Here is a 14120-nt window from a genome sequence, read left to right as displayed (position 1 = left end):
TGGTTCGGTCGCGGGCCAGTTTAATGGGTTGCCGGCAACCCTAGCGCGCCGGTCGGCGCGGCGGAGCCGGTGGCGTGCCGGAACTCGCCGGTGATGCGCGCGGCCGCCAGCTTCCCCGACAGCAGTGTGGTGGGAACTCCGACGCCCGGTGTGGTGCCACATCCGGCCAATACCACATTGGCGGGGGTGCGGCCCAGGTTGCGGGTGCGGAACGGTCCGGTCTGCCGGAACAGGTGGGCTGCCGCGAACGGGGTACCGGCCAGCATTCCGCGATCGGCCCACGTCTGCGGCGTGTCGAGGTGGTCGACGGTGAAATGGTCGGCGATTCCGTGGTACCCGCGGTGTTCCAGGGTCTGCAGCGTCTCGCGGAGATATCCCGGCGCCAAGCGGGGCCAATCCAGTGCGGCAGCTTCGAGATTCGGGCACGGCGCCAGCAGTGACAGCGGTTCGTGACGACCGTCGGCGCGGTCGACGAACTGGCCGGGGTCGGTGAGTGCGGGCCGGGTGAGCAGCAGCGACGGGTCGCTCATCAATCGCCCGCGACCGGGACGGGCCGCGATCTCGGTGAAGGTGCGAGTCCACGCCTGCCCGAAGTCGATGGTGTGATGGGCCTGCACCGGCCAGCGCTGTGCGACCGTGGCCGGGACGGTTCCGTGCGCGACGACCGCCGACGGTGCCGCTCGCAGCGGGCGCCGGCGGCGGATGCCGAAGCCGGCGAGTGAGCCGAGGTCGGCGGTGAGTACGACCGCGTCACAGTCGAAAGCCCGTCCGTCCGCGGTCCGGACCCGCCGGGCGCATCCGTTGGTGTAGTCGATGCCGGTGACCTCGCTGTCGAGCTCCAGTCGCCCGCCCGCGCCGGTGAAGGCGGCGGCGAGTGCTGCGGTGATCGCGCGCATTCCGCCGATCGGGAAGTAGACGCCGAGTGAGGTGTCCATATGGGGGATCGCGCCGTAGACCGCCAAGGCCTGCGCGGGCGCCGTTCCGGCGTAGAGGGCCTGGAAGGTGAACAGCCGCGCGAGCCGGTCGTCACCGAGGATGCGCTGCACCCGCGGACCCAGGCGGCCGAAGGCGCCCAGGCGCACCAGATCCCACAGCGCGGCCCGCTTGGCGGGGATCCGCACCATATCCAGTGGCGAGTCGAAATTGGTGTCCATGAACTCGTCGTAGGCGGCGGTGTAGATCTGCGCGAGCCACGCGCGCAGTTCCAGATAGCGCTGCGCCTGCGCCGGACCGCAGGCCCGGCGCACCTCCGCGGCCATCCGCTCCGCATCCGAGTACACCCCGACGACCGAACCGTCGGCGAAACGCGCCTGATAAGCCGGATCCAGCCGGTGAATGCGCAGATCGTGATCGGCGAATCCGGAGCCGACCGCGGCGAGCGTCTCCTCCAGCAGTGCGGGCAGGGTGAGAATCGTGGCGCCGGAGTCGATCTCGTAGTCGGCGCCGCGGTAGAGCCCGACCCGCCCGCCCGGATGATCGTCGCGTTCGAGCAGGGTGACCGTGCGGCCGGCCCCGACCAAGTACAGGGCTGCGGCCAGCCCCGACAGTCCAGCGCCGACGACGACGATGCGATCGCAGCGGCCGGCGACGGTTCTCACGCGACGCGCCTGGTCGCGGCCAGCGCCATCGCGCGCAACCGGGCGCCGGCGTCCGGGGCGACTGAACTGCTCGCCAGCGCGGTGAGCCCACGTTCGGTGAGTTCGCTGATGCGGCGCTCGACATCGTCGACGGCACCCAGGTCGGTGATGATCTCACGCAGGCCGGTGACCTGCTCGGCGTCGAGATCGGTGCCCAGGCAGGTGCGCAACCGGCGGGCGGCCTCCGGATCGGTGCTGTCGGCGCGGCGCAGCGCCTCGGCGACCAGCACCGTGCGTTTGCCTTCCCGCAGGTCGTCGCCGGACGGTTTACCGGTGACGGCGGGATCCCCGAAGACACCGAGCAGATCGTCGCGCAGCTGGAAGGCGATGCCGATATCGGTGCCGAACTCACGATAGGCGGCAATCAGTTCCGGGTCCGCGCCGGCCAGCGCCGCCCCCAGATGTAGTGGGCGCTCGACGGTGTAGGCGGCGGTCTTGTAGCGGTTGATCCGCAGCGCGGCGGCGACCGAATCGTCGGCGCCGGCCTCCCCGTGTACGTCCAGCAGCTGTCCGCCCATCACCTCGGTGCGCATCGCCGCCCACACCACGGCGAAACGGGCGCGGGCCGCGGGATCGAGCCCGGCTGCGGCGACCATATCGTCTGCCCAGGTCAGTGCGAGATCGCCGACCAGAATGGCGACACTGGCACCGAAATGAGCGGGATCGCCACCCCACGAGCGCGTCCGATGGCGGTCCTCGAAATCCACGTGCACGGTCGGGAAGCCGCGGCGGGTGCGGGAGGAGTCGATGATGTCGTCGTGGATCAGCGCGCAGGCCTGCACCAGCTCCAGCGCCGAACAGGCGGTGAGCACGGCCTCGGCGTGCGGACCGGTCGGGTCGCCACCCGCGCCGAGCCAGCCGGTCCACGCGAACGACGGGCGGGTCCGTTTCCCGCCGCGCAGGACGAATTCCTCGAGCGCGGTGGTGGCCGAGACGAAGACCGGACCCAGTTCGGCAACCAGCTCGCGACGGGAGTCGAAGAATCGGGTCAGGGCCTGTTCGACCGCGTGCACCAGTGCCGCGGAGTCGCTCGGCGCCGGATTCGCCGGGCCGGACGGACCAACGGACAACGCAACCTCCAGATAGATCGTCGTATCGGCGCGCGGGCACTGCCCGATGCGCCGACGGGTGCCGCCGATGGCCGGAGGCCGCGGATACCGCCGCCCCGGCGATCGCATCGGTGACCGCTGTGGTCCGGGCAGTCGCGACACCGGTCCGCCACACGGCACCCGCTCGACCTGAACCTTACTGCGTCGTCCGCACCACCCGACACGCCAGTAGTACCGCCGTGACCGGGACCGCACGGCCGCCTGGCGGATCCACCCGGGCACCGGGCGCCTCGTCCCGGCCCTCCGGCGCGCGCGTCTTCCCGCCGAGGGGCGCACGGCGCATCGCAGGACGACGGCAACCTCGCGCGAGCGCAGCGGTGACAGGTGCAGGGCACACGGTCCGGGCCGGTCATCCGCACCGTGGCGGCCCGGGGGCTACCGCTGTCCTACTAGACTGGAGCGGTGAGTTTCGACAACGTACGGGGACGATCGACCCCTGGCCGACCTTCCCGGACGCCGCAGGTTTCCGGAACTCCGTCCGTGGTCGGGCAGCTGGGGCGGCGTCCCGACGGAACCGTTCCCTTCTCGGTGGAATTCAATCCGCCGCGTGACGAGGCCGCCGAGGCGCGGCTGTGGCGTGCCGCCCGCGAGTTCGAGCGCATGCATCCGGCCTTCGTCTCCATGACCTACGGTGCGGGCGGCTCCACCCGCGATCGCACCGCGCGCATCACGGGACAGCTGGCGCGCGAAACCACTCTGCTCACGGTCGCGCACCTGACCGCGGTCGGGCATAGTGTGGCCGAACTGCGCTCCATCGTGGGGAGTTATGCCGACGCCGGAATTCGCAACATGCTGGTCCTGCGTGGTGACCCGCCGGGCGATCCACTCGGGGAGTGGCGCAAACACCCCGACGGTGTCGAATATGCCGAGGAACTGGTCCGCATGGTGTGCGAGCTCGGCGATTTCCATGTCGGTGTCGCCTCGTTCCCGCAGGGCCACTACCGATCTCCCGACCTCGATCACGACACCCGCTACCTGGTGTCGAAACTGCGTGCGGGCGCCGAGTATTCGATCACGCAGATGTTCTTCGACGTGGAACACTATCTGCGCCTGCGGGATCGGGTCGCGGCCTGTGATCCCGAGCAGGGCGCCAAGCCGATCATCCCGGAGCTGATGCCGATCACCTCGCTGCGCACCGTGCAGCGTGCCGAGGAACTGTCGGGCCGCGCGCTGCCCGAGTCGGTGATGCGACGGCTGGACCGGGCCGCCGGTGCGGATCCCGAGGCGAATCGCGCCGCGGTGCGTGAAGTCGGCATCGAGATCGCGACCGAGATCGCGCAGCGGCTCATCGACGAGGGTGCGCCCTGCCTGCATTTCATCACCCTGAACTTCGCCCGCGCCACCACCGAGGTGCTGACCAACCTGGGTTATACGGTGACCCCGGCGGTCGTCAGCGCCTGACCGGCGTTTCACCCGACGAGGTGCCGGGAATTCGCCGGCTGCCGCGGTACCCTCTCCTGCACCGCGACGACGCGGAGGCCCCCGAGTCACGGCTGTGCGGCCCGGCGGACCGGCCAGGTGCGGATGACGGCGTGTCATTCCGCTGAACGCAGGAGACTTCCGATGGCCGTGGTGGACCGTTTCGTACGTCTGTGTTCGATGCTCACCGTCGTGGGTGCGGTGGGCTTCGCCGGTGCGTCGACTGCGACGGCCGCGCCACCTGCGGCCAGGGCGGCCTCCGATCCGGCAGCGGCGATCGCGGCCGCCGGCCCCGCGGCCACGCAGCGGGATCCGGTGGCCGCTGCCGATTTGCTGAGTGCCTACCAGACGGCCGTGGAAGGTCTGAAACGCCTCGGGATCCAGCCCTTCGCGAATCCGTCGGTATCGGCGTTCTGTCAGGACGGCAGCACCCTCGGCCTGGTGCCGGCACTGGCCGGCGCAGTGCCGGGACCTTGGCCGAAGCTTGCCGTGCCGGTGCCCGGACTGGACCTGTCCGCGGTCCACGCCGGTCAGACCATGTTCGCCTTCGTACCCTACGGACTCGAACCCGACGGTGCCGACACGACCGGAATGCAGGTGGCCTGGTTCAACGTGTCGACCGGGCGGGGTGGATTCGCGGCGATGGGTCCTCTCACGCAGGTGATCGAGTCCATGATTCCGGCCGATCTGCCGCCGGTCGCGCGCCCGGCCTTCGAACAGGCCGTGCGTGAGTTCTTCCTGGCGGCGTTGCCGGTCGGCGGAGTGCGCGCAGTTCCGGTGGATACCGGATCGGGCACGGTATTGGCCGCCGTCTTCGGCACGGTTCGTAACGGTCAGCGCACGTGCGCGTTCCTGCCGGCCGTCGGTGTCACCGAGGTGCCCTGACCGCGTCGCGTGCCGGGGCGATCGCACGGCCCTTCCAGCGCAGTGTGCCGCGCCGGTGCAGCAGATGTGAACGGATCGACAGCCACAGATAGGCGCCGACCGAGACCGGATGCGCCAGCGCCGCAACGATATCGGCGCCCCGGAGCCGGGCACCGGATTCGAGGGAACGAGCCAGTAGCCGGCTCACGACGCCGAAGCCGTACCCCGCCGCACCCGTGCGGCGAATGCGGCCCGAACCGAGTAGCGCTGCCAGGACCGGGACGAGATAGGCCGCCACGGCCACGGAGTTCACCGCCAGGGTGCCCGCCACGGACCCGTAGGCCGACCACAGCCACCGCGTGTAGCCCTCGTCGAGTTCCGCCGCATTCCGGTACATCCGGGTGCCTGCCAGCGATCCGGCGGCGACCAGCGTGGTGCGATGTCCGGCGCGGCGCAGGGTACGAGCCAGCGCCAGATCCTCGGTGACCGAGCCGGCCACCGCAGCGTGCCCGCCTACCGCCCGATAGCTCGCGGCGTCGAAGACGAGGAACTGCCCGCACGACACCGCGGTGGACGGGCGCAGGCTCCGGTTCGCCGGCCGCACCGGCAGTGTGGCCGACCACGACCAGCACAGCAGCGGCTGGATCAGGGCTTCGGCGCCGGATCCCGCGCGCTGACAGGGCCACGGTGAGATCAGACCGGCACCGCTCCGGCGTAATTCGCCGATCGCCGCCGCGACGGCCGTGGGGCCCAACCGCACATCCGCGTCGAGGAAGATCAGCGCGCCGGCCGGAGTGCCGGTATTCGCGCCGGTGATGCCCGCGATCTCCGCCAGCCGGGCACAAGCGGCCGTCTTGCCGGTCCATCCGGGAGCCGGGGTGACGTCGGCGGCAACGACCGTGAACCGCTCGTCCTCGCCGATCGCCTCCACCGCGCGGGGGTAGGTGGCGTCGGTGGAGCCGTCGTCGAAAATCCATACCCGCATCCGGGACACCCCGCGCTGAGCGCGCAGATCCGCGATCAGATCCGGCAGACGCGCCGCCTCGTCGCGCGCCGGAATCGCCACCACCACCGGTTCGATCACCGCTGCGGGATCGGGACGCAGTCGCCGCACACCGAGGCGATTCACCAGCGCCATCGCACATCCGGCACCGGCGAGCGCGGCGCCCGCGGTAACGAGTGGCCGGAGGATCCGGCTCAGGATTTCTGTCCGCTGCCGGCCCGCACCGGCGGGGCGGGGTTGCGGGTCAGGTACGCCAGCAGCGCGACCACGGCGGCGACCGCCAGGGTGATGCCGCCGACGATCCCGGCCCACCCGGCGAAGGAACGGGTATTGGGATCGGCGTAGCCGACCTCTGCCCGCAGCGTGTTGTCCTCCCCGGCGGTCAGTTTCCACGCCACCGTCGAATCACCCTGCCGGGTGCCGTTGGTGGTGGCGACCCGGGCCGGGAACGCGACGGAGAACTGGACGTCGGAGCCCTCCGGCGGAACGGATTTCAGATCGACGTGGCCGCTGAGGGTCACCTTGTCGCCCATCCGGGTGAATCGCAGATCGAACATGCCCTGCGTCTGTTCGGACAACGAGCCCAGCTGCTGCACCTCACCGAAGGTGAGATCGTCGAAATAGACCTGGCTGCCGACGTAGCCGTCCTGGCTGTAGGGCTCCACCCGGATCTTGGCGGCCAGCGAATCCGGCGCCTTCAGCTCCGGGCCCTTGTCCTCGTTGTTCGCCGGGATCACCGCGGCCACCAGATGGCCGGAGACCCGGTCGTTGGACGACACCCCCATCGATCCCTGGATCCGCAAGCAGCCGGCCAGCAAGGGGGCGATCAGGACAGCCAGCAGCGCGACCGACCAGACGCGCCGGCGGCGGGACTGCGGAGACGGTGTGGGGGTCGACTCTGTCATCGGTGGCGTCGGACTCGGCTGCACGGCACACATCGTGCCATGCGCGGGCGGGAACATCGGCACGCGACGGGGTTTATCCGGTCCGCGCCGCCGGTGCACCCACCCCGCTCACACGGGGGCCGCGCACCACCACCAGCAGCATCGGCACCGCGACGACACCGAGACCGATCAGCCCGTAACCGGCGGAGACCGGCAGATTCAGGAACGCTGCATGAGCAAGGGCGGAGCCGAGCCAGGTCCACAACAGGACGGCGACCGGTACCCCGACGGCGATCGTGCGTACCGGGCAACGGCGCTCCAGCACCAGCACCAGCGCCGTCATCACGGCGGTCACCGCGAGCCAGCCGAGGTAGTTCGTATAGGGGATTCCCGCAAGCCCGGGCAGCCCCGGCAGTGCCGAACACCATTGCCACTGACCGTCGTTCACCATCTGCGGATCGAGGAACAGATCCCAGCCGACCGCACCGGCGACGGTCAGAGCGAGCTGCCCGCCCGTACCGCGGCAGACGATCCCCGCCGCCATGCGGATCGGATACAGGCCGCCCACCCACGCCAGCGGCACCAGCAGTGGGACACCGGCGAGCTCGGGTCCCAGCCGGCCGTGCGCGTACTCGTAGCAGCCGAACGGGAATCCGGACGCCGTGCCGACCGCCTCGGCCACCAGGCCCACACCCGCGACGATCAGCAGAAAGCCTGCCGCATAGCCGATACCGCGTACGGCCTGTGCGTGCAGTAACGCCGTGGCCACCGACAACAGCACCACGACGATGGTCACGCGGTCACGTGCGGCGCCGTCGGTGAGGGGGTAGGCGATCTGCGCGGCGACCCAGGCCAGTGCGGTGAACGTGGCCCGGTGCGGGCTCGTCATCGCCAGGGGAGGAAACGTCGCCGCCGCTGTTCGCGCAGCAGCACAGTCGCCGCGGTGCGTCCACTGGCTCCCGATACTCCGCCGCCGGGATGGGTCGAGGCGCCGGTGAGGTACAGCCCGGGCGCGCCGGGCACCCGTTGCCCGGACAGTTCGGGCAACGGCCGCCAGAAGAACATCTGGTCCAGCGACATGTCGACATGCATCACATTGCCGCCGATCAGGCCCAGCTCACGCTCCAGATCGACCGGGGTCTGCACATGCCGCTGCCGGACCGACCCGGCGAAACCCGGTGCGAGTGCGTCGACCTCGGCGATGATCCGATCAGCCTCCCGGTCACCGTGTGTACTCCACTCGCTGCCGTCGGCGAGTCGATACGGATGCCATTGCGCCCACAGCGACAGCTGATGTTCGCCCTCCGGCGCGATCGTAGGGTCGAGTGCGCTGAAGCTCATCGCCAGCACCACCGGGCGCGGTGGCAGCTCACCGGCCAACGCTGCTGCGTGCGCCAGCCGCAGCTGCCTGCGGTCGCTCACCAGCAACTGCAATCCGCGCGCCGACTCCGCCTCGCCTGCCCCGGGATAGGACGGCAGGCTGTCGGTGGACAGTCGCACCACCATGCCGATCCCCGGGCCGACCCGGATCCGGCGGCGCCAGTCCGCGAGCACGGTCTCGTCGAACCCGCCGCGTTCGAGCAGGTCCAGGGTGGTGAGGATATGTGTCCCCGCCACCACGGTGCGGGCGAACAGATTCCGTCCCGAACGGGTGCGCACCCGCCAGCCGCCGCCGTCGCGGTGTAGCTGCGTGACGGCGTCACCGGGGGATACCACACCGCCGTCGGCGCGCAGCCGGGCGAGCAGCGCCGCGGTGAGGGCCCCGCTGCCGCCGACCGCACGTCCCGGCGGGACGATGTGCATCAGTGCCGCGAAGCCCGCCATCGCTGCGGTGCCGGGCTCCGACATCGGCGGCCCCGATTGGGCGCCGAACCAGGCCAGCGCCGACTTCAACCGCTCGTCGTCGAAAAAGCTGTCCAGCAGGGCATCACCGGACTGCAGGAATTCACGGGACAGGGCGCTGCCGCCACCGCGGGCGTCCAGGCCCCAGAACGAGCGCACGAACCGTCCCGGGGTGGGCGCGCCACCGAAGGCACGCATCACCCGCTGCGAACGCGGGCCCCAGATCTGCACGAAGCGTCGGTAGGCGTCCGCATCGCGGCGGCCGCAGGCGCGCTCGATCGAGACGCAGGTGCGATCCAGGTCGTGCCGGAACACGATCGGTGGCAGTGCCGAGCCCGCCGGTGCCGGCGCGAAGGCCCATGGATCACAGTCGAGATAGCGCAGTCCGAATTTTGCCAGCTCGAGTTCCTCGATGATCCCGGTGTGCCGGATCATGATGTGCGCCGAGGATCCGCGGTCGACCAGGTGGCCCGGGAATCGCTCGACCGTGGAGACCGCCCCGCCGAGCACCTCGTCGCGCTCGAGCACCTCCACCGGTTCCCCGGCCCGCGCCAGATAGCAGGCCGCGACCAGGGCATTGTGGCCCGAGCCGAGGATCAGGGTGCTCACCGCGGCGGCGCCTGCAACGGCAGTCGGCGTCCGAGTACGGCGAAGCGGCGGGTATCGCCGGAGAAGACGAAGTGCCGCACCACGTCGGTGAATCCCTGCCGGCGGTAGAGGCGCCAGGCGCGATTGTTCTCGCGGTCCACCTCCGGGGTGGACAGCAGGACGGTGGCTTCGGTGCGCTGTTCGAGCAGGCGGACCAGCAGTGTCTCGCCGATACCGCCACCCTGGGCCGACGGGTGGACGTGGAGCTCGGTCAGTTCGAAGTAGTCGGCCAGCAGCTCCCGGGTGGTCTGCTCCGGCCAGCCCGATCGGCGCATTCCGGTGTGTACCTGCTGATGCCACCACTGCTGCGGTGCGCCGCGATAGCCGTAGGCGATCGCGACGATCGGCGCGGTGCGCAGATCCACGTGGCCGTTGTCGTCGGGGACGACCGCGGCCACCGCCTGCCAGCCGGCGCGGGTGGTGTGTTCGGCCCACATCGGGGCACGGTGGTGTTCGGTGCCGCGCGGATAGTCCATGGCGGCGACGTAGACCGCGAGCGCGTCGTGCAGCCGGTGGCGCAGGGCGGCCGCCGAGAGGTCGACGACGACGGGGGCGGTGGCGTGGCGGGGCTTCACGGCGGTCATCAGCGGGGAGCCATATCTTCGGGGGCCGTCTCTGTCTGTCGGTGGGCCGCGGTGGTCGCAGCCGGGTGCGGGTGGGCCATATCCAGGGTGCGCGGATCTCGTTCGGCGCGAAAGTCTGTCGGTGGTCGTCTCTATATTCACACTCAATTGAAACGTTCGAATGCCTGTTCGGTTCGCTTCGGTCGGCCGCACGCGGGTGTGCGAAATGTGGAGGTGACGTCATGGCTGGTCGAATGGACGATCCGCAACGGACGGGCCGAGCGGGCGGACTGCTCGACCGGGCCGACGCGATGGTGCTGCATGCCTGGGCGGAGACCGACCCGTGTGAACGGTTGCGCACCGCCTACCTCGCCGCGCTGCGTGGCGCCGGGGCGGTGCTCGCCGCGACCGGAGCCGATCACGCACCCCGGGCTCGCTCCCGCAACGCCTGGGTACTGATGCAGCAGGCCGCCCCGGAGTTCGTGATGTGGGCCGACTACTTCAGTTCCTTCTCCGAAACCAGGGCCGCGCTCGAGGCCGGACTGCCCCGCGCGATCAGCGACACGCAGGCCGACGAGTTCGCTGCTCGGGTGGAGGCTTTTCTGCGGGATGTGGAGGATGCGCTGGCCGTTACGGCGGCGCGCTTGCGCCCGGCATCGGCCCGGGTCGGAGGCGGCACGGCGTGAACATCGGCGACTAGGTGGTCGCGCGGTGATCGAACTCGTATCATTGGTGGCAGTAGCCGCCAAGGTCGGCTACTTGTCGTCTACCCGGAGGCGACAACCAGGACCTAGTGCCGGGGGAGGTACCGTGCCACTCTCCGAGCACGAGCAGCGCATGCTCGAACAAATCGAGAGCGCGCTCTATGCTGAGGACCCCAAATTCGCCTCGACCGTCCGTGGCGGACGACTTCGTTCCGCCAGCGGAAGACGCAGACTGCAATCGGCTGCACTCTTCGTCCTCGGCCTCGTTCTTCTGATTGCGGGAATCGCACTGCCGGTGAAACCCGGCGGATTCCCCATCATCAGCCTGCTCGGCTTCATTGTGATGTTCGGCGCGGGTGTGTTGTTGCTGTTGGGCGGTTCGGCGGCCAAGGGGGCCCGGGGTAGCGGTGACGCGCCCTCCGGCCCCGGCGGTACGCACGGCCGGCCGGCAAAGAGTAAGCAACGCAAGACGGGCAGTTTCTCGACGCGCATGGAAGACCGGTTCCGGCGCCGCTTCGAGCAGGACGGGTGAGTGATCGCTCGCGTGCGGGCTGCCGGAGGCGAACCGACGGCTGGGGTTGCACGATGGTTGCCGTAGCGGTTCAGCGGTAGCCGAAAACAGAAGATCCGCGAACGACACGCCGCAGTGTGCGGCGTGTCGTTTCGTGTTGGTGCCGTGCTGTGGATCACGGTCGCCCGGCATTCGATTCCGGCGACCCGCCCGTCCCCACCGCACCCCACTCGTCGTCCCCACTGCGCCCCACGGTCGATCTTCCGCGGCTCCAGCTGCGGGTTTGCTGATCGTTGTCGGGGGCGCCTTGATGGGCGGGTCGAGACTCCGGGGAACTCGGCGGGGACTCCCCACCGTGGTGATAGCTGAGTTGACCAGGACAATCCCGAGATCGGGGATCGAGATCACCACATCTTTCGATTGAAAGTGGGGGAAAGTGGGGTAATGTGGAGCGCGCACTGATAAGAGCCGACCAGACGGGGTGATCGAGCGGGAGGTGTCGAGACTGTGTTTCTCGGGACCTACACGCCTCGGCTGGACGACAAAGGGCGACTGACGTTGCCTGCGAAGTTTCGCGACGAACTGGCGGGAGGGTTGATGGTCACGAAAGGTCAAGACCACAGCCTTGCTGTTTATCCCAAAGACGAGTTCACCGCCCTGGCGCGGAGAGCCGCTGCGGCGTCCCGAAGCAACCCGCAGGCAAGGGCTTTCGTCCGCGCCTTGGCAGCCTCCACGGACGAGCAGCGTCCGGATGGGCAGGGCAGGATCACGTTGTCGGCCGAACATCGCCGCTATGCGGATCTCACCAAGGACTGTGTGGTGATCGGCTCGGTCGATTTCCTCGAGATTTGGGACAAACAGGCGTGGGATTCCTACCTCGCCGAGCACGAGGAGGATTACTCGCTGGCAGGAGACGAGTCGCTGGGCGGAATTTTCTGATCCGACACAGGCGAGTGCCCTGTGGCCTCTGCCCGGCACGGACCCTGACGTACTTCCCCAACGCCAGGTGCCGTGCTCGGTCAGAGACCACAGGGCATTGGCTGCCCGCCGGTAGACCATCCACGTCGCAACCATCGTGAGCCAGAGATCGGGAGGCCGAGGTGAATCATGACAGCCCCAGCCCCCGTCATGTTCCGGTCCTGTTGCGGCGAGCCGACGAAATCCTCGGTCCCGCACTGGAAAACGGTGGCGTTCTGGTGGACGCCACCCTCGGGCTCGGTGGGCATGCCGAGCACTTTCTGCGTACCTACCCCGCGATCCGGCTGATCGGGCTGGATCGCGATACCGAGGCGCTGCGCCTGGCCGGGACGCGGCTGGAACCGTACGCGGACCGGATCACGCTGGTGCACACCAGATATGACGGCCTGCCCGATGCATTGAGACATGCCGGGCTGGCCACCGAGGATTCCGTACGGGCGGTGCTCATGGATCTCGGGGTGTCCTCCATGCAACTCGACGAGGCCGAACGCGGTTTCGCGTATTCGGTGGACGCGCCGCTGGACATGCGCATGGACCCGACCGCCGGCCTCACCGCCGCCGATGTACTCAACACCTACAGTCACGGTGATCTGGCGCGGATCCTGAAAACCTATGGTGAGGAACGCTTTGCCGGGCGTATCGCCAGTGCGGTACTGCGCAGGCGTGCGCAGCGGCCGTTCACCAGCAGCGCTGAGTTGGTGGAACTGCTCTACGAGGCGATACCCGCCGCGACCAGGCGTACCGGCGGGCATCCGGCCAAACGCACCTTCCAGGCCCTGCGTATCGAGGTCAACCGGGAACTCGAATCGCTGCAGGCCGCCGTACCCGCGGCGATGTCGGCCCTGCAGGTGGGCGGGCGGATCGTCGTCATGTCCTACCAGTCGCTGGAGGACAAGACCGTCAAGCAGATCTTCACGCAGGCCTCGGCCTCACGGACACCGCTGGATCTGCCCGTCGAATTGCCCGGGATGGGACCGGAATTCGCGATCCTCACCCGAGGCGCGGAGAAGGCGAGCGATACGGAGATCGAGGAGAACCCACGCGCGGCACCGGTCCGGATGCGGGCCGCCGAGCGGATACAGGCCGCCGGATGAACACGATCCGGTTTCGGGGGTACGGAAGCTACACGGAATCACGGTAGGGGAGGCAGGAATATGAGCGTGCGGACACGGGTGGACGCACCACGGCGGGCGCAACGGTCCGCGCCGCGGCGGGCCTACAGTGCCGATCGCGTGAAATCCGGTGCGGCGCAGCGCGCGTATGCGCGGCGGCGGAGCCGGACCGGCGATCGGAAGCTGCCGCCGCTGCCCGGTCGGGCCGGTGCGCTGCCTGCCGGGCGGCTGCCGTTCGTAGCGGTGATCCTGGCGCTGCTGGGTTGTGGGCTGCTTGCCACGCTCGTCCTGACCACACATGCGGCCGAGGACAGTTATCAGCTCAGCGATTCCCGCGCCACCAATCGCCGGTTGATCGATGAGCGTGCCGGACTCCAGCGCGAGGTGGAGGCCGCGGATTCCGCTCCCGAGCTGGCCACGCGCGCGCGGGAACTGGGCATGATTCCGGCCGAGGATCCCGCCCGGCTGCTGGTGGCACCCGACGGTACCGTCACCGTGGTCGGCGATCCGAAGCCGGCCGAAGGGGCGCCGGCGCCGCCGTTGAACACCGCGCCCGCGAGCCCGAACGCGTTGTCGCCGGAGCTGTCTCCGACGCAGGGCGAACGGTTGGTGCCGGTCACAACCACCCCGGCGCCACGTACGTCCGACGGTGACCACACCGCGGAAGTGGTGCGCGCGCCTGCCGCGCCCGTTCCGGTGGCTCCGGCTCCGGCTCCGGCGCCGGATGTCTCCGGGCCCGCCCCGGCACCGACCGCACCGCCGGCACAGTCCACCGCGCCGCCGGCACAGTCCACCGCGCCGCCCGCGCGGCCCGTGGCACCGCCGGCCGAGGTGCCGGTCCCGGTG

At 69.7% G+C, this 14120-nt stretch carries 14 protein-coding genes; 7 read left to right on the top strand and 7 right to left on the bottom strand.

Annotation, left to right across the window (positions count from 1 at the left end; all coding sequences use genetic code 11):
• Positions 1–20 precede the first annotated feature (20 nt).
• A complete protein-coding gene (gene crtI / locus NV2_RS00070; RefSeq protein WP_084473734.1) occupies positions 21–1598 on the bottom strand; it encodes a phytoene desaturase family protein in 1578 nt (525 codons plus the stop codon).
• Positions 1595–2719 carry a polyprenyl synthetase family protein gene (locus tag NV2_RS00065; protein WP_373863526.1) on the bottom strand — a complete coding sequence of 375 codons (1125 nt, stop codon included), beginning with the start codon at positions 2717–2719 and terminating at the stop codon, positions 1595–1597. The genes crtI and NV2_RS00065 overlap by 4 nt, the downstream gene beginning before the upstream one ends.
• A gap of 429 nt (positions 2720–3148) precedes the next feature.
• On the opposite strand from NV2_RS00065, the gene NV2_RS00060 reads away from it, so the two are divergent.
• A complete protein-coding gene (locus NV2_RS00060) occupies positions 3149–4147 on the top strand; it encodes a methylenetetrahydrofolate reductase (RefSeq protein WP_067867341.1) in 999 nt (332 codons plus the stop codon).
• A gap of 162 nt (positions 4148–4309) precedes the next feature.
• Entirely contained in the window at positions 4310–5050 is a 741-nt protein-coding gene (locus NV2_RS00055) for a hypothetical protein (protein ID WP_067867337.1), read from the top strand.
• Here NV2_RS00055 and NV2_RS00050 read toward each other — a convergent pair.
• The 5 genes from NV2_RS00050 to NV2_RS00030 form a co-directional block, all read right to left on the bottom strand.
• Positions 5034–6167 carry a glycosyltransferase family 2 protein gene (locus tag NV2_RS00050; protein ID WP_084473732.1) on the bottom strand — a complete coding sequence of 378 codons (1134 nt, stop codon included), beginning with the start codon at positions 6165–6167 and terminating at the stop codon, positions 5034–5036. The genes NV2_RS00055 and NV2_RS00050 overlap by 17 nt on opposite strands.
• Positions 6168–6226: 59 nt before the next feature.
• Positions 6227–6937, bottom strand: coding sequence for an LppM family (lipo)protein (locus NV2_RS00045; protein ID WP_067868973.1), 711 nt, complete (start codon positions 6935–6937; stop codon positions 6227–6229).
• 73 nt (positions 6938–7010) lie between these two features.
• A complete protein-coding gene (locus tag NV2_RS00040; RefSeq protein ID WP_067867334.1) occupies positions 7011–7805 on the bottom strand; it encodes a carotenoid biosynthesis protein in 795 nt (264 codons plus the stop codon).
• Entirely contained in the window at positions 7802–9367 is a 1566-nt protein-coding gene (locus NV2_RS00035; RefSeq protein ID WP_067867331.1) for a phytoene desaturase family protein, read from the bottom strand. Before NV2_RS00035 ends, NV2_RS00040 begins: the two co-directional genes overlap by 4 nt.
• Complete coding sequence (locus tag NV2_RS00030; protein WP_067867328.1) at positions 9364–9990, bottom strand: GNAT family N-acetyltransferase; 627 nt, start codon at positions 9988–9990, stop codon at positions 9364–9366. The genes NV2_RS00035 and NV2_RS00030 overlap by 4 nt, the downstream gene beginning before the upstream one ends.
• A 221-nt stretch (positions 9991–10211) precedes the next feature.
• Between NV2_RS00030 and NV2_RS00025 the strand changes: the two genes are divergently transcribed.
• The 5 genes from NV2_RS00025 to ftsL all read left to right on the top strand — a co-directional run.
• Complete coding sequence (locus NV2_RS00025) at positions 10212–10655, top strand: SAV_6107 family HEPN domain-containing protein (protein WP_245662369.1); 444 nt, start codon at positions 10212–10214, stop codon at positions 10653–10655.
• Between the two features lie 124 nt (positions 10656–10779).
• Entirely contained in the window at positions 10780–11205 is a 426-nt protein-coding gene (locus NV2_RS00020) for an SCO2097 family morphological protein (protein ID WP_067867323.1), read from the top strand.
• A gap of 486 nt (positions 11206–11691) precedes the next feature.
• Complete coding sequence (mraZ, locus tag NV2_RS00015; protein ID WP_067867320.1) at positions 11692–12123, top strand: division/cell wall cluster transcriptional repressor MraZ; 432 nt, start codon at positions 11692–11694, stop codon at positions 12121–12123.
• Between the two features lie 161 nt (positions 12124–12284).
• Positions 12285–13256, top strand: coding sequence for a 16S rRNA (cytosine(1402)-N(4))-methyltransferase RsmH (rsmH, locus tag NV2_RS00010; RefSeq protein WP_067867317.1), 972 nt, complete (start codon positions 12285–12287; stop codon positions 13254–13256).
• Between the two features lie 60 nt (positions 13257–13316).
• A partial coding sequence (gene ftsL / locus NV2_RS00005) for a cell division protein FtsL (protein ID WP_067867313.1) occupies positions 13317–14120 on the top strand: 804 nt, incomplete at its 3' end.

It is taken from the genome of Nocardia vermiculata NBRC 100427, assembly GCF_001613265.1.
Lineage (GTDB): Bacteria > Actinomycetota > Actinomycetes > Mycobacteriales > Mycobacteriaceae > Nocardia > Nocardia vermiculata.
The sequence above is the reverse complement of the archived record's forward strand: the minus strand, read 5'-3'. Positions and strand labels throughout refer to the sequence as shown.

What these genes read in the sequence shown, in the direction of transcription:
- NV2_RS00030 (WP_067867328.1), bottom strand. Translation starts at nt 9,990, where the DNA reads ATGACCGCCGTGAAGCCCCGCCACGCCACCGCCCCCGTCGTCGTCGAC.
- NV2_RS00045 (WP_067868973.1), bottom strand. Translation starts at nt 6,937, where the DNA reads ATGACAGAGTCGACCCCCACACCGTCTCCGCAGTCCCGCCGCCGGCGC.
- NV2_RS00040 (WP_067867334.1), bottom strand. Translation starts at nt 7,805, where the DNA reads ATGACGAGCCCGCACCGGGCCACGTTCACCGCACTGGCCTGGGTCGCC.
- NV2_RS00025 (WP_245662369.1), top strand. Translation starts at nt 10,212, where the DNA reads ATGGCTGGTCGAATGGACGATCCGCAACGGACGGGCCGAGCGGGCGGA.
- NV2_RS00055 (WP_067867337.1), top strand. Translation starts at nt 4,310, where the DNA reads ATGGCCGTGGTGGACCGTTTCGTACGTCTGTGTTCGATGCTCACCGTC.
- NV2_RS00050 (WP_084473732.1), bottom strand. Translation starts at nt 6,167, where the DNA reads ATGGCGCTGGTGAATCGCCTCGGTGTGCGGCGACTGCGTCCCGATCCC.